General features: G+C 65.5%; 17 protein-coding genes. 8 read left to right on the forward strand and 9 right to left on the reverse strand.

The features are described from left to right. The coding region (locus VH88_RS07605) for an ATP-binding protein (RefSeq protein WP_045810725.1) at positions 1 to 1,281 on the forward strand (1,281 nt) is incomplete at its 5' end. Beyond that, positions 1,271 to 1,807, forward strand: a complete 537-nt coding sequence (locus VH88_RS07610; RefSeq protein ID WP_045810726.1) for a response regulator transcription factor — start codon at positions 1,271 to 1,273, stop codon at positions 1,805 to 1,807. The genes VH88_RS07605 and VH88_RS07610, both read left to right, overlap by 11 nt. Here the strand turns inward: VH88_RS07610 and VH88_RS07615 are convergent. Then, entirely contained in the window at positions 1,804 to 2,241 is a 438-nt protein-coding gene (locus VH88_RS07615; RefSeq protein ID WP_039247356.1) for an HIT family protein, read from the reverse strand. The genes VH88_RS07610 and VH88_RS07615 overlap by 4 nt on opposite strands. A 108-nt stretch (positions 2,242 to 2,349) precedes the next feature. Between VH88_RS07615 and VH88_RS07620 the strand changes: the two genes are divergently transcribed. After that, positions 2,350 to 2,709: a phage holin family protein gene (locus VH88_RS07620; protein WP_045810727.1), complete on the forward strand. Its 360-nt coding sequence runs from the start codon at positions 2,350 to 2,352 to the stop codon at positions 2,707 to 2,709. A gap of 50 nt (positions 2,710 to 2,759) precedes the next feature. On the opposite strand, the gene VH88_RS15985 is transcribed toward VH88_RS07620, so the two are convergent. From VH88_RS15985 to VH88_RS07630, 3 genes are read right to left on the reverse strand one after another with little or no spacing between them, the layout of a single operon-like run. Beyond that, complete coding sequence (locus VH88_RS15985) at positions 2,760 to 3,275, reverse strand: hypothetical protein (protein ID WP_156146780.1); 516 nt, start codon at positions 3,273 to 3,275, stop codon at positions 2,760 to 2,762. Further along, positions 3,272 to 4,276 carry a cobaltochelatase subunit CobS gene (gene cobS, locus VH88_RS07625; RefSeq protein ID WP_045810728.1) on the reverse strand — a complete coding sequence of 335 codons (1,005 nt, stop codon included), beginning with the start codon at positions 4,274 to 4,276 and terminating at the stop codon, positions 3,272 to 3,274. The genes VH88_RS15985 and cobS overlap by 4 nt, the downstream gene beginning before the upstream one ends. A 59-nt stretch (positions 4,277 to 4,335) precedes the next feature. Further along, a complete protein-coding gene (locus VH88_RS07630; RefSeq protein ID WP_039247361.1) occupies positions 4,336 to 4,764 on the reverse strand; it encodes an organic hydroperoxide resistance protein in 429 nt (142 codons plus the stop codon). A gap of 136 nt (positions 4,765 to 4,900) precedes the next feature. Between VH88_RS07630 and VH88_RS07635 the strand changes: the two genes are divergently transcribed. Both VH88_RS07635 and prfB read left to right on the forward strand, forming a co-directional pair. After that, the gene (locus VH88_RS07635; RefSeq protein ID WP_045810729.1) at positions 4,901 to 7,315 is read left to right on the forward strand and encodes a penicillin-binding protein 1A; all 2,415 of its coding nucleotides are present in this window, start codon (positions 4,901 to 4,903) and stop codon (positions 7,313 to 7,315) included. 95 nt (positions 7,316 to 7,410) lie between these two features. Beyond that, a protein-coding gene (gene prfB, locus VH88_RS07640; protein ID WP_099052186.1) for a peptide chain release factor 2 occupies positions 7,411 to 8,533 on the forward strand; the annotation gives its coding sequence in 2 pieces (ribosomal slippage) (positions 7,411 to 7,479 and positions 7,481 to 8,533; 1,122 coding nt in all). Positions 8,534 to 8,609: 76 nt separating this feature from the next. Here the strand turns inward: prfB and VH88_RS07645 are convergent. The 5 genes from VH88_RS07645 to VH88_RS07665 form a co-directional block, all read right to left on the reverse strand. Then, a complete protein-coding gene (locus VH88_RS07645; protein ID WP_082064410.1) occupies positions 8,610 to 9,155 on the reverse strand; it encodes a polymer-forming cytoskeletal protein in 546 nt (181 codons plus the stop codon). A gap of 114 nt (positions 9,156 to 9,269) precedes the next feature. Further along, positions 9,270 to 9,734 (reverse strand): peroxiredoxin, encoded by a 465-nt coding sequence (locus VH88_RS07650; protein WP_039247364.1) that lies wholly within the window; start codon positions 9,732 to 9,734, stop codon positions 9,270 to 9,272. Further along, the gene (tyrS, locus tag VH88_RS07655; protein ID WP_039247366.1) at positions 9,734 to 10,987 is read right to left on the reverse strand and encodes a tyrosine--tRNA ligase; all 1,254 of its coding nucleotides are present in this window, start codon (positions 10,985 to 10,987) and stop codon (positions 9,734 to 9,736) included. Before tyrS ends, VH88_RS07650 begins: the two co-directional genes overlap by 1 nt. Before the next feature lie 332 nt (positions 10,988 to 11,319). Then, entirely contained in the window at positions 11,320 to 11,523 is a 204-nt protein-coding gene (locus VH88_RS07660; RefSeq protein ID WP_045810730.1) for a hypothetical protein, read from the reverse strand. Between the two features lie 80 nt (positions 11,524 to 11,603). Continuing rightward, complete coding sequence (locus VH88_RS07665; protein ID WP_045810731.1) at positions 11,604 to 11,792, reverse strand: hypothetical protein; 189 nt, start codon at positions 11,790 to 11,792, stop codon at positions 11,604 to 11,606. Between the two features lie 71 nt (positions 11,793 to 11,863). Between VH88_RS07665 and VH88_RS07670 the strand changes: the two genes are divergently transcribed. The 3 genes from VH88_RS07670 to ahpC all read left to right on the forward strand — a co-directional run bounded on the left by VH88_RS07670 (position 11,864) and on the right by ahpC (position 14,252). After that, positions 11,864 to 12,382 (forward strand): DOMON-like domain-containing protein, encoded by a 519-nt coding sequence (locus tag VH88_RS07670; RefSeq protein ID WP_045810861.1) that lies wholly within the window; start codon positions 11,864 to 11,866, stop codon positions 12,380 to 12,382. Beyond that, positions 12,379 to 13,581 (forward strand): exo-beta-N-acetylmuramidase NamZ domain-containing protein, encoded by a 1,203-nt coding sequence (locus VH88_RS07675; protein ID WP_045810732.1) that lies wholly within the window; start codon positions 12,379 to 12,381, stop codon positions 13,579 to 13,581. The genes VH88_RS07670 and VH88_RS07675 overlap by 4 nt, the downstream gene beginning before the upstream one ends. 107 nt (positions 13,582 to 13,688) lie before the next feature. Next, positions 13,689 to 14,252 carry an alkyl hydroperoxide reductase subunit C gene (ahpC, locus tag VH88_RS07680; protein ID WP_017504020.1) on the forward strand — a complete coding sequence of 188 codons (564 nt, stop codon included), beginning with the start codon at positions 13,689 to 13,691 and terminating at the stop codon, positions 14,250 to 14,252. Positions 14,253 to 14,362: the final 110 nt, after the last annotated feature.

Genomic DNA, 14,362 nt, shown 5'->3' on the forward strand with positions numbered 1-14,362 from the left:
GTCGCGACCCACGGCGGCGCCAACCGCCGCAACATGCTGCTGCTGATCCAGTTGCGCTGGCTGGCGGTCGCCGGGCAGGTGGCGACGATCCTGCTGGTCCAATATGTGATGCGGATCCCCCTACCGGTGCTGTGGCTGCTGGCGGCGCCGGCGGGTCTGGTGCTGGTCAATCTGGTCAGCGCGCCGTTGACCGTACGCCGGCAGGAGGTCGAGGATCAGGCGCTGATGATCGCCCTGCTGGCGGATGTGGCGGCCCTGACCTGGCTGCTGTTCCTGACCGGAGGCGCGGCCAATCCTTTCGTGGCGCTGTATCTGCTGCAAGTCGTCTTGGGGGCGGTGCTGCTGGCGCCGGTCTATGCCTGGGCCCTGATCGCCATCACCAGTCTGTGTTTCGCCGGGCTGGGTCTGCATTCCCGCCCGCTGAACCTGCCGCCGGCGCGCGAGGATTCGCTGCTCAGCCTTTATCTCCAGGGCAGTCTGATCTGTTTCGTGCTGATGGCCGTGCTGCTGGTGCTGTTCGTCACCCGGATCAGCCAGAACTTGCGTGAGCGCGACGCCTCCATGGCCGCCCTGCGCCAGCAGACGGCAGAGCATGATCATATCGTCCGCATGGGCCTGCTCGCATCGGGCGCGGCGCACGAGCTGGGAACGCCGCTGGCTTCGCTGTCGGTGATCCTGAGCGACTGGAAGCGTATGCCGGCCCTGACCCGGGACGCCGACCTGGCCCAGGACATGACGGTGATGCGGGCCGAGGTCGAACGCTGCAAGGCCATCGTCACCGGCATCCTGATGTCGGCCGGCGAGGCGAGGGGACAGGCGCCCGAGCGCACGACCTTGCGCGCCTTCGTCGCCGATGTGGTGGCCAGTTGGAACGGCGACGGCGTGGCGGTGCAGATCCGCGACGAGCTGGCCCAGAACCCGTCGATCATCGCCGACCCGGCCCTGCGTCAGGTGCTGGGCGTGTTGTTCGACAATGCGGTCGAGGCCGGAGCGAGCCGCATCACCGTGACCACGACACGTACGGACGAGGATTTCGGCATTGCGGTCCGCGACGACGGACCGGGCTTCCCGCCGGCGATCCTTCAGGCCTGGGGCAAGCCCTACAACTCCACCAAGCCCAGGCCCGGCGCCGGTCTTGGCCTCTTTCTGCTCATGAATGTGATCCGGTCGCTGGGCGGACGGGTAGAAGCCTCCAATCCACCAGCGGGCGGCGCAGAAGTGCGTCTGACCCTGCCGCTTTCGGCCTTGGCTCCGACAGACGAGATCGCGCATGACCGATGACGCCAGATTGCTGCTGATCGTCGAGGACGACGAATCGTTCTCGACCACACTGCGACGCTCGTTCGAACGGCGTGGCTATACGGTTGTCAGCGCCGCAAGTCCCGACCAGATGACCGAGGTGCTGAGGACGCATCGCCCCGGCTATGCGGTCGTCGATCTGAAGCTGGGCGGCCATTCCGGCCTGACCTGCGTCGAGGCTCTTCACGCCTTCGACCCCGAGATGAACATCGTCGTCCTGACCGGCTTCGCCAGCATCGCCACGGCGGTCGAGGCGATCAAGCTGGGCGCCCGGCACTATCTGGCCAAGCCCGCCAGCACCGATGATATCGAAGCCGCCTTCGGCCGGGCCGACGGCGACGCAGAGACGCCGCTGGGCACGCGCCCGACTTCGATCAAGACGCTGGAATGGGAGCGGATCCACGAGACGCTGGTTGATACCGACTTCAACATCTCGGAGGCGGCGCGGCGGTTGGGCATGCACCGCCGCACCCTGGCGCGAAAGCTGGAAAAGCGCCGCGTCACCTAGTCCAGTTCGGCCGCGATCCGGTCGGCCAGCGCCCGCAAGGTCGCCGTATCCGCCATCGGCGCGTGGCCGTGACCCTTCATCTCGCGATCGGCCCAACGCGGCACGATGTGGAAATGCAGGTGGAAGACCGTCTGTCCGCCCGCCTCGCCGTTGAACTGCAGGATCGACAGGCCTTCGGGCTTCAGCGCTTTCTCGACCGCCTTGGCCGTGCGTTGCAGGGCGGCGGTCACGCGGGCCAGCACCTCGGGCTCGATCTCCAGCAGATTACGGGCCTGGGACTGTTTGGCGATGATCAGGACGTGGCCTTCCGACTGGGGAAAGACGTCCATGAAGGCCAGGACGTGGTCGTCCTCCCACACCTTCACCGACGGAATGTCGCCGCGCAGGATTTTGGCGAAGATGTTGTTGGTGTCATAGGCGCCGTGCAGGCTCATGAGCGGTCTCCGTGCGGTTCGAACCTTCGATAGCAGCGCCGTCCACGAAGGGGGAGCCTTCGTCCAATTCGTGCATTATGGTCACGCTTGAACGTCACGAGGGCTGTCATGATCCGTTTCATCATCCAGGCGCTGGTCACCATGGCGGGCCTGTGGCTGTCCGCCCGGATCGTGCCGGGCGTGGATTTCACCAGCACCGGTTCGCTGATCGCGGCTGCCATCATTCTGGGCCTGGTCAACGCCTTTGTCCGGCCGATCCTGGTCGTGCTGACCTTCCCAATCACCGTCGTGACGCTGGGTCTGTTCCTGCTGGTGGTGAACGCCGCCATGATCGGGCTGACTTCCGTCTTCCTGGACGGTTTCCGGGTCGACGGCCTGTGGGCCGGCATCGGGGCCGCCATCGTGACCGGCGTCGTCAGCTGGATCGCCGGCGCCTTCATCGGCGGCGGCGAAGAGGCGCGGCGCTAGGCGTCAACCGCCACGGCGCGATGCGCTGGCGATGATCAGGCTAAGGCGGCTTAAATTTCGCCTTTCGCTCGCTTCTCCGCAAGTTTTGCTTCGACGGCTGCGAAATTTGCGACAACGACACCGGTATAAGCGAGTGCCTCTTCGCCTATGCGGATCGCAACTTTCAAATCCAAGATTTTCGTCTTGTTATGATGAAGATTTTTCAGCAGCTTTCCCGCCGAAACATTAATCAGAACTGCTGATCCGCTCTCAAATCGCAGCGCACTGTGACAAGCAGTATTTCTAGCTTTATTGACCTTTTCTACTTGATCGCAAAGCTTTCTCAATCCGATTTTCCATTCGCTTGCGGTAATATGGCCTGCGTAGTTGCGAAGAATTTCGATCTTTCGAGATGAATCGATAGTGCCAATTATCGGCTCCATGAACGGCGAAGGTGGTAGCGAACAAACTAAGCGAATTACTTCGTTTAATCTTTCGTCCAATGCTGACGCCATCAGCACTATTTCGCCAACGACGGCGTAAGCTTCGTTGGCGACAGATTTCTCATCGTCGCTGAGTGCGCTCACCCCACCTTCACCCGCGTCGCCGCCTCGGGCAGGTCCTCGCCGAAGGCGCGCTGGTAGAACTCGGCGATGGTCGGGCGTTCCAGTTCGTCGCACTTGTTCAGGAAGGTCAGGCGGAAGCTGAGGCCCAGGTCGTCATTGAAGATCTGGGCGTTCTGCGCCCAGGTGATGACGGTGCGGGGCGACATGACGGTCGAGATGTCGCCGTTCATGAAGGCGTTGCGGGTCATGTCGGCGACGCGGACCATGGCGGCGATCCGTCGGCGGCTCTCGGCGTCCTTCCACTCGGGCACCTTGGCGGCGACGATCTCGGCCTCCACGTCGTGATCCAGATAGTTCAGCGTGGTGACGATGTTCCAGCGGTCCAGCTGGGCCTGATTGATCTGCTGTGCGCCATGATACAGGCCCGTGGTGTCGCCCAGGCCGATGGTGTTGGTCGTGGCGAACAGGCGGAAATAGCGGTTCGGGCGGATGACGCGGTTCTGATCCAGCAGGGTCAGGCGACCCTGGGCCTCGAGCACGCGCTGGATCACGAACATCACGTCGGGCCGGCCGGCGTCATATTCGTCGAAGACCAGGGCGATGGGGCGTTGCAGCGACCAGGGCAGGATGCCCTCGCGGAACTCGGTGACTTGCTTGCTGTCCTTCAGGACGATCGCGTCCTTGCCGATCAGGTCGATCCGGCTGACGTGGCTGTCCAGGTTCACGCGAACCAGCGGCCAGTTCAGGCGGGCGGCGACCTGTTCGATGTGGGTCGACTTGCCGGTGCCGTGATAGCCCTGGACCATCACGCGGCGGTCGAAGGCGAAGCCGGCGCAGATGGCGATCGTCGTCTGGGGATCAAACCGATAGGCCTCGTCGATCTCGGGCACATGGCTGTCGCGCTCGTCGAAGGCGGGCACGGTCATGTCGCTGTCCACGCCAAAGGCTTCGCGCAGGGTCACGCGGCGATGCGGTTCGAGCGTCAGCAGGGGATCGGGGGAGGCGTCGAGCGGGGAGGTCATGGACCTCATCTAGAGGCGCCGCGCGCGCGGCTCAACACGCGCGCGGCCCTTGGCGTCGGTTATTTCGCGCTCAGCCGAACATCGACGTTGTTGCGGGTGGCGTTCGAGTAGGGGCAGACCTGGTGCGCCTTCTCGATCAGGTCGTCGATAACGGCCTGGTCCAGACCGTGGTCGGTCACGGTCAGGTCGACATCCAGGTTGAAGCCTTCGCCCTTGGTGTTCTTGCCGAAGCCGACGCCGGCGGTGACCTTGGTGTCGGGACTGACGGGCGTGCCTGCCTTGCCGCTGACCAGACGCAGCGCGCCGAGGTAACAGGCGGCGTAACCGGTGGCGAAGAGCTGCTCGGGGTTGGTGCCGTCGCCGCCCTTGCCGCCCATCTCGGTCGGCGTCGACAGTTTGACGTCGATCTTGCCGTCATCGGTGGCCGAACGACCGTCTTCGCGGCCTCCGCCAGACGCCGTCGATTGGGCGCGATACAGAACTTCCATGGCAGGCTCCTTGGGTTGGGATGCTTGAGATGGGAGCTTAACGGCGGACGCCAAGGGGGCGTTGCATCGCGGCTCTAGCCATATACCGGCGACGCGGGCTAAAGCACCCTTTCGGGGCGCGTCGTCGGAGTACGCAGTGAAGATTGCCGAACGCTGGTTCGTGTGGGCGGGCATGGTTCTGCTGGGCGGCATCGCCCTGGCGGGGTTGGTCGTCGCCGTCTATGCGGCGTGGCTGTTCCACGACCTGCCTGATGCGTCGGAGCTGGCCGACTATCGCCCGCCGACCGCAACGCGCGTCTATGCCGGCGACGGCACCCTGATCGGCGAGTTTTCGGACGAGCGCCGAATCTATGTCTCCTACGACCAGATCCCCCAGCCGGTCATCCACGCCTTCCTGGCGGCCGAAGATCGCAACTTCTTCCAGCATGGCGGCATCGACGTGGACGGCATCGGCCGGGCGTCGATCAAGAACGTCTTCAACCTGGCGTCGGGACGCCGGCTGGAAGGCGGTTCGACCATCACCCAGCAGGTGGCCAAGAATGTCCTGCTGACCAACGAATCCAGCCTGAACCGCAAGCTGAAGGAAGCCATCCTGGCCAATCGCCTGGAGGCGACCCTGTCCAAGGAGCAGATCCTCGAACTGTATCTGAACGAGATCTTCCTGGGCTATCGCTCGTTCGGTATCGCGTCGGCGGCCTACAACTATTTCGGCAAGTCGCTGGCGCAGCTGACGCCCGACGAAGCCGCCTTCCTGGCGTCCCTGCCCAAGGGGCCGAACAACTATCACCCCAAACGTCACCCCGGGGCGGCCAAGGGCCGCCGTGACTGGGTGCTGGGCGAGATGGAGCAGAGCGGCTGGCTCACGCCTGAGCAGTTGGTCGAGGCGCGCGCCAAGCCTTTGGTGACGCGCGATGCGCCGCAGCGGTCGGATTACAAGGACGCCGACTTCTTCGTCGAGGAGGCGCGCCGCCAGGCCGCCGCCAACCCCCAGTTCGGCGAGCAGCTTCGCGCCGGCGGCTTCTATATGCGCACCACCCTGGACCCGACGCTGCAGACGGCGGCGCGTCGGGCCCTGATGCAGGGGCTCGAAAACTACGACCGTCGTCACGGCTGGCGGGGCGGCTGGGGCACGACCGACTTCGCCGACGGCTGGCAGGCGGTCGCGCTGAAGGAACAGGCGCCGCCCGAGCGCCGCAGCTGGCAGGCCGCCGCCATCGAAAGCGTCAGCGGCAACACGGTTCGCATCCGCACCGCCCGCGACGACAAGTCGGGCACGCTGCTGGCGTCGGACGCCGCCTGGGCCAACGCCAATCGTCAGCTGAAGCGTGGCGAACTGATCTTCGTGGAGCCGCAGGGGGGCCAGTTCGCGCTGAAGCAGGTGCCGCGCGTCAACGGGGCGCTGGTCGCCATCGAGCCGCAGTCCGGCCGCGTGCTGGCGATGGTCGGCGGCTATTCCTATGCGCTGTCCAGCTTCAACCGGGCGACCCAGGCGCGCCGTCAACCGGGTTCGGCGTTCAAACCCTTCGTCTATGCGACCGCGCTGGAGGGCGACTTCACCCCCGCCTCGATCGTCCTGGACGCGCCGATCAGCTTCGCCGGCGGTCCCAACGGCACGCGCTGGACGCCCGAGAACTATAGCCGCCAATACTATGGCCCTCAGACGCTGCGGCGCGGGCTGGAGCTGTCGCGCAACGTCATGACGGTGCGGCTGGCCCAGTCGGTCGGCATGAAGAAGATCGTGGATCAGTCGGCCAAGATGGGTCTGCCAGGCATGACGCCGAACCTGTCGGTGTCGCTGGGCGCCGGCGAGGTCACGCCGCTTGAGATCACGGCCGCCTATTCCGCCTTCGCCAACGGCGGGCGGCGGGTGACGCCCTATCTGATCGACTATGTTCAGGACCGTGACGGCGAGACCATCTTCCGCGCCGACAACCGCAGCTGCCGTGAATGCGGACGGGGCTTCTCGGGCCAGGAATCACCGCGCCTGCAGCAACGCGGCACCCAGGTCATCGACCCGATCACCGCCTATCAGATGAGTTCCATGCTGGAGGGCGTGGTTCAGCGCGGCACCGCCGCCAGCGCGCGCGGTCTTGGCCCCTGGGTCGCGGGCAAGACCGGCACGACCAACGAATATCGCTCGGCCTGGTTCGTGGGCTTCACTACCGACATCGTGGTCGGCGTCTTCATCGGCTTTGACGACAACCGCTCTCTGGGATCCGGAGAAGCCGGCGCCTCGGCCGCCGTGCCGGTCTTCACGGAGTTCATGCAGACGGCGTTGAAGGAACGGCCGGCTCGCCCGTTCGTGCGGCCCAAGAACGCCATCTTCCGTACCGTCAACGGCATCGAGGAGGCCTTCCGTCCCGGCACCGAGCGCCAGGCCCCGCCGCCGCGCCCGATCGGCCCGGCCCAGCCTGTCGGACCGCAGAACTACTATGAGGTGATCCGCCGCGAGCAGGAGGCCGCCAGCGGCGCACCCGCCTCGTCGCCGGCGCCCACTGCGCCGCCGCCGCCCAAGAAGGCGCCGGCGGAGGACTTGAGCGGATTGTACTGAGGCTCTAGGTAGGCCCATCGAACGGCGCGTCCTCGTGGCGCGCCGTTTTCCTTTCATCCGCCCTGTTCGAGGGCGTTGTGTCGCTGGAGATTGCGATGAGACCGGATGTCGAGGCCATGAAGGCCGACATCGAGCAGAGCGTCGCTCTGCTCAGGAGGCGTCTTTGACTGGGATGTCGCTCTAAGAAAGCTCGATGAGCTGAATGCGCGGGTCGAGGACCCGACGCTCTGGGACAAGCCCGACGAGGCCCAGGCCGTCAGCCGCGAACGCTCGCAGCTGGAAGGCAAGATCAACACCGTCAAGGCGATGGAGCAGGACCTCGAAGACGGGGTGATGCTGGCCGAGATGGCGGACGAGGAAGGCGACGAGGGCGCGTTGGAAGACGCTCGCGCGTCTCTGCGCGGCATCAAGGAACGCGCCGCGCGCGCCGAGCTGGAAGCCCTGCTGTCCGGCGAGGCCGACGGTAACGACGCCTATCTGGAAGTGAACTCCGGCGCCGGCGGCACCGAGTCGAACGACTGGGCCGGCATGCTGCTGCGCATGTACTCCCGCTGGGCCAAGGCGCACGGCTACGAGGTCACGATCGAGGCGCACGAGGAGGGCGAGCAGGCGGGGGTCAAATCGGCCACCATCCTGATCGAAGGCCCCAACGCCTATGGCTGGCTGAAGTCGGAATCGGGCGTGCACCGCCTGGTCCGCATCAGCCCCTATGACGCGGCGGCCAAGCGCCACACCAGCTTCGCCTCAATCGGGGTGTCGCCGGTCGTGGACGACGCGATCGAGATCGACATCAACCCCTCGGACGTGCGCACCGACACCTATCGCGCCTCGGGCGCAGGCGGTCAGCACATCAACAAGACCGACTCGGCTGTGCGCCTGACGCACACCCCGACCAACACCGTCGTGGCCTGCCAGGCCGGCCGGTCGCAGCACCAGAACCGCGAGATGGCCTGGAAGATGCTCCGCGCGCGCCTATACGAGCTGGAACTGCAGAAGCGTGAGGCGGCGGCTCAGGCGCTGGCCGACGCCAAGACCGACATCGGGTGGGGTCACCAGATCCGCTCCTATGTCCTGCAGCCCTATCAGATGGTAAAGGACCTGCGGACCGAGGTTGAGACCTCGGATACCCAGGGGGTGCTGGACGGCGACCTGGACGCCTTCATGGGCGCGGCCCTGGCCCAGCGGGTCGGCGAGACGCGCGGATCGAGCGTGGACTGACGGAAAAGGGCGGCTCCGACGAGCCGCCCTTTTTGTTTGGACTACCGGCCTCCGGCCTGCTTGAGCCCGCTCGCGGTCAGGCGGCGGTCTTGTCCGCCTTGTCGGCCTTCGGCGTCGGGGCTTCCAGCATGGCGGCGCCGGGCGTGTCGCGCTTGGCCTGGTTGCAGCGGCCCTGGAACCAGGCGCCCTGGTCGATGGCGAGTTGCTCTTGCGTGATGTCGCCCTCGACGCGAGCGGTGGCGTGAAGCTTGACCTGCTTCGCGACGATGGCGCCCGAGACGCGGCCGCGCACGTCAAGGACGTCGGCATGGACCGTGCCCTCGACCGAGCCGCCTTCGCCGATCACGACGCGCGAGACGCGAACATCGCCCTTCAGCGAACCGTCGATCTGAAGCTCGCCCGCGCCGGAGATGTTGCCTTCGTATTTCACGCCGGCCGACAAGGTCGACAGATTGCTGGACCGGGCCGCCGGACGGGCCGGTTCGGCCGCGCGCGGCGCAGGCGTCGTGGCGGGCAGGGACGGCGTGCTTGCAGCCGTCGGCGTGGGCGTGGTCGGTTCGGGCGCCGGGGGGATGCCCAGGCCGTTCGATCCGCTGTCGTAGGATTTGCTCTTGGTGAACATGGTGCGCTCCGCATCTGCCAGCCAAGGCCGGCCAAGCCCCTATTAGCCCCGACGCCCACTAGGCCGTGGAGGAGGGGCCAAGGTCAAGCATCGCTTCCGAACGATGCTCGCCGATCACAGGGCCCTGGCGGCCTCCAGCACGGCTGCGGCGTGGTCGGCGACCTTCACATTGCGCCAGGCCTTGGCGACCCGGCCCTCGGCGTCGATCAGGAAGGTGGCCCGCTCGATGCCCATATATTCGCGGCCATAGAGCTTTTTCTGCACCCAGACGCCCCAGGCCTCGCAGGCGGCGCCGTCCTCGTCGGAGGCGAGGGTTACGGCGAGATCGTATTTGGCCTTGAACCTGTCGTGCTTCTTCACCGTGTCCTTGGACACGCCGATGACAGGCACGCCCAGAGCGGCGAAGTCGGGCGCCAGGGCGGTGAAGTCCTGGGCCTCGCGCGTGCAGCCGGTCGTGTCGTCCTTGGGGTAGAAATAGACGACGGCGGGCTTGCCCTTGAGGGCGGCGAGGGTGACGCGGCCGCCGCCGTCCGTGGGCAGGTCGAGGGCGGGCGCGGGTTGGCCTTCCGTTACGGACATCAAACAGGCCTCACCAGAACGATCTTTTTCTTGCCGGCCGCCAGTTTGATGACGCCGTCCTTGAGGTCGGCTTCGGTCAGCAATTGGGCGCCGTCGGACACCGCGGCGTCGTTCAAACGCAGGCCGCCGCCTTGGGCCAGGCGGCGGGCCTCGCCGTTGGAGGCCGTCAGGCCGGTCTTGGTCACGACAGCGGCGATCATGGCGCCGTAGACCTCGGCCGACGGCAGCTCGACGGTCGGCAGGTCGGCGGACAGCTGGCCTTTTTCGAAGGCGCTCTCGGCGGCGGCGCGGGCGGTTGCGGCGGCCTCTGCGCCGTGCAGCATGGTCGTTGCGGCGTCGGCGAGGGCCTTTTTGGCGTCATTGATGGCCGCGCCTTCCAGCGCTTCGTAGCCGGCGATCTCGGCGTCCGACAGATCGGTGAACAGGCGCATGAAGCGACCCACGTCTCCATCCTCGGTGTTGCGCCAGTATTGCCAGTAGTCATAGGGCGACAGGGCGTCGGCGTTCAGCCAGACGGCGCCGCCTACGGTCTTGCCCATCTTCTGGCCCGAGGCGGTCGAGAGCAGGGGCGTGGTCAGGCCGAAGGCGGCCTTCTGATCCACCTTGCGGGTCAGTTCGACGCCGTTGATGATGTTGCCCCACTGATCCGAGCCGCCCATCTGGAGCGTGCAGCCGTAGCGACGGTTGAGCTCCAGGAAGTCGGTGGCCTGCATCAGCATGTAGTTGAATTCGAGGAAGGTCAGCGGCTGCTCACGCTCCAGGCGCAGCTTGACGGAATCGAAGCTGAGCATCCGGTTGACGGTGAAATGCGTGCCGTAGTCGCGCAGAAACTCCAGGTAGCCCAGCTTGGACAGCCATTCGTCGTTGTCGACCATGATGGCGTCCGATGGGCCGTCGCCGAAGGTCAGGAATTTTTCGAACACGCCCTTGATGCCAGCGATGTTCTCGGCAATCCGCTCTTCGGTCAGCAGGGGGCGCTGCGTATCCTTGAAGCTGGGGTCCCCCACCTTGGTCGTGCCGCCGCCCATCAGGACGATGGGCTTGTGTCCAGCCTGCTGCAGGCGGCGCAGCAGCATGATCTGGATCAAATGTCCGACGTGCAACGAAGGGGCGGTGGCGTCAAAGCCGATATAGCCGGTGACCACGCCGGCGGCGGCCGCCGCATCCAGTTCGGCCGGATGGGTGATCTGATGGATATAGCCTCGCGCCTGCATGGTGCGGAGGAAGTCGGATTTGAAGGCGTGTTCGGTCATGGTGAGGCTGGGTTAGCAGGGATGACGAGGGTCGTCTTCCCCTAGTCGAGGCGGCGTCGGCTGTTCAGACGGTGAGGATGAAAAACACCGTCTAAAGTGTCTAATTCGTCTAATCTCGATCGGCGCGAAATTGCATGGCAACGCGAAAACGCGTGCAAAATGCAAGGTGGTGCAATTTCAGGGGGAGCGGCTTTGGGCATGGCGCGACCATTGTAGCGCCGTTTCAGGCCGCGATAGGTACGACGACGCTGCTGCGTCTCATGCCGCTGTAAATGCAGTCGATATTGCCCGCAGGTGCGCTGGCTGACGACTCATCGCCGAGCTGTCCGCTTTCAGGGAATTAGCCGATTGAGGACCAGCGCAAAGAGGGCGACGACGACGGTCCATGTCAGGAAGACGGAAGACGGCTCGGACGATGTGCCGCTGACGACCAGGCAAGGCGTGAGCAGGCCCAAAAAGACGTGGAGGCGATCGTTAAAAAATTTGCGCTTTTCAGGGAAGGTCATCTGCGGACCGTACGGGGAGCGCTTGGGCATATTGCGATGTTTCCACGGAGGTCCGACGCCCGCAAGGGTTGATGAGGCGTTGGGGAGAAAGTCGGAGGCCGGTATTTGATTTAATGCGTGGGCTTGCGAAGCAGCTTTCGCTCGAGCAGCCACCAGGTGGCGTTCGCCAGAGACGCCCCGATGGCGCCGCAAAGCGCCACCGTCAGCATGTGCGGCAAAGGCGGGGGCGCGGCCTCGTTCAAGAGCAACAGCGCAAAGCTGTAGGCGAATGTCAGCGCAAAGAGGACGAGGAACTTCATCTTCAGATTGTAGATGCGCCGCCTCGGTTGATGCAATCGACGACTTGGCCGGCCTGCGATACGAAGGCCCCATGCGCCTGCCCCTGATCCCGCACCCGACATCCAGCCCGGCGGGACTGACGCTGGAGGTCGAGGCGCGGCGGGCGGGGCGGGTGCTGAGCCTGGAGTATGTGCTGGCCGGACCGGTGGAGAGGGTGTGGCGGCCGGAGGCGGCGGCGCGGGTGCGAACGGACGGGCTGTGGCAGGCGACCTGTTTCGAGGCCTTCGTGCGGACGACGGGCGGCTATGTCGAATACAATCTGTCGCCGTCGGGGGCGTGGGCGGCCTATCGGTTCGACGGCTATCGCGAGGGGATGCGGGAGCTGGAGATGCTGGCGCCCTTCATCGTGACGCGGTCGGCGCCCGGACAGTTCGTGCTGACGGCGGACGTGGCCTTGTCGGAGGATGCGGTCGGGGCGGCGAACCTGAAGACGGGCTTGGCAGCGGTCATCCGGGGCGTGGACGGGGCGATCGGCTATTGGGCGCTGGCGCATCCTTCGGATAAGCCGGACTTTCATCATCCCGACTCGTTCGCGCTGGACCTGACATGAACTTCGGCCTCGACCGCCTTTTGTCCGACGACGCCCTGAGGGCGCAGCTGAAGGGACGGCGCGTGGCCTTGCTGGCGCATCCGGCGTCGGTGACGAAGGATCTGACCCATGCGGTGGACGCGCTGGCCGCCTGTCCCGAAATCCGGCTGACCGCCGCCTTTGGCCCGCAGCACGGGATGAAGGGCGATCTGCAGGACAATATGATGGAGAGCCCGGATTATCGCGATCCGGTGCACGGCTTCCCGGTCTTCAGCCTGTACGGCGAGGTGCGGCGGCCGCGCGACGAATGGATGGCCGAGTTCGACGTGCTGCTGGTCGATCTGCAGGACCTGGGCTGCCGCATCTACACCTATGTGACGACGCTCTTGTACGTGCTGGAGGCGGCGGCGAAACACGGCAAGTCGGTCTGGGTGCTGGACCGGCCCAATCCGGCGGGACGGCCGGTCGAGGGGATGACGTTGAAGCCCGGCTGGGAAAGCTTCGTCGGGGCCGGGCCAATGCCGATGCGGCACGGCATGACGATGGGCGAACTGGGCCTGTGGTTCATCGACCAGTTCAAGCTGGATGTGGATTACCGGGTGGTGGAGATGCAGGGCTGGGCGCCGGAGGCGGGGCCGGGCTTCGGCTGGCCGCTGCTGGACCGGTCATGGGTCAATCCCAGCCCGAATGCGCCGAACCTGTCGATGGCGCGCGCCTATGCGGGCACGGTGATGCTGGAAGGGGCGACCCTGTCGGAAGGGCGGGGGACCACCCGGCCGCTGGAGCTGTTCGGCGCGCCGGATATCGACGCGCGGGCGGTGATCGCGGAAATGCAGGCGCTGGCGCCGGGATGGCTGGGCGGCTGCGTCTTGCGCGACATGTGGTTCGAGCCGACCTTCCACAAGCACGTCGGCAAGCTGTGCAGCGGGGTGCAGATCCATGTCGATCACCCCGGCTATGACCATGCCGCCTTCAAGCCGTGGCGAGTGCAGGCGCTGGGCTTCAAGGCGATCCGGCGGCTGTATCGCGACTATGACCTTTGGCGGGATTTTCCTTACGAATATGCGTTCGGCAAACTGCCCATCGACGTGATCAACGGCGGGCCGGGCCTGCGGGAATGGGTGGACGACGCAGGCGCGACGCCGGGCGATCTGGATGCAGCGACGCAGCCGGACGAGGCGGCGTGGGAAGAGGCGCGGCGGCCGTTCCTGCTGTATTGAGCTCCATAACTAAAATCTATTGCGCATCTGCAAATAAGTGATTGGGCTTATTTGATGCGGTGCGGTAGGGAGGGCGCCTCCCAACCACCTTGCATTGGATTTTGCGCATGGCCCTCATCAACACGACCATCAAACCCTTTACGGCCGAAGCCTATAAGGGCGGCAAATTCCTGACGGTCACGGACGCCGACGTTGCGGGCAAGTGGGCGATCTTCTTCTTTTATCCGGCCGACTTCACCTTCGTGTGCCCGACCGAACTGGAAGACCTGGCCGACCACTACGCCGAGTTCCAGAAGCTGGGCGTCGAGATCTATTCGGTGTCGACCGACACCCACTTCTCTCACAAGGCCTGGCACGACTCGTCGCCGGCGATCGGCAAGATCGAATACACGATGCTGGGCGACCCGTCGGGCCTGGTGACCAACAACTTCGACGCCATGCGTCCGGGCGTGGGCCTGGCCGACCGCGCGACCTTCTTGGTCGATCCGGACGGCGTGATCCAGTTCACCGAGACGACGTCGGAAGGAATCGGCCGCAACGCCGCCGAACTGCTGCGCAAGGTCAAGGCCGCCCAGTATGTGCGCTCGCACCCCGGTGAAGTCTGCCCGGCCAAGTGGGAAGAAGGCGAAGCCACCCTGGCCCCGTCGCTCGACCTCGTCGGCAAGATCTAAGACCCCAGGTTCGGCCGGCGGCGTTTCGATGTCGCCGGCCTGGACGCCCGATCCTTTCGGGCGTTCGCAGAGGCCGCGGGGTGCGTAGCGTTTCCAGCCCCGCGGCCTTT

The organism is Brevundimonas sp. KM4, from assembly GCF_000964075.1.
GTDB classification, from domain to species: domain Bacteria; phylum Pseudomonadota; class Alphaproteobacteria; order Caulobacterales; family Caulobacteraceae; genus Brevundimonas; species Brevundimonas huaxiensis.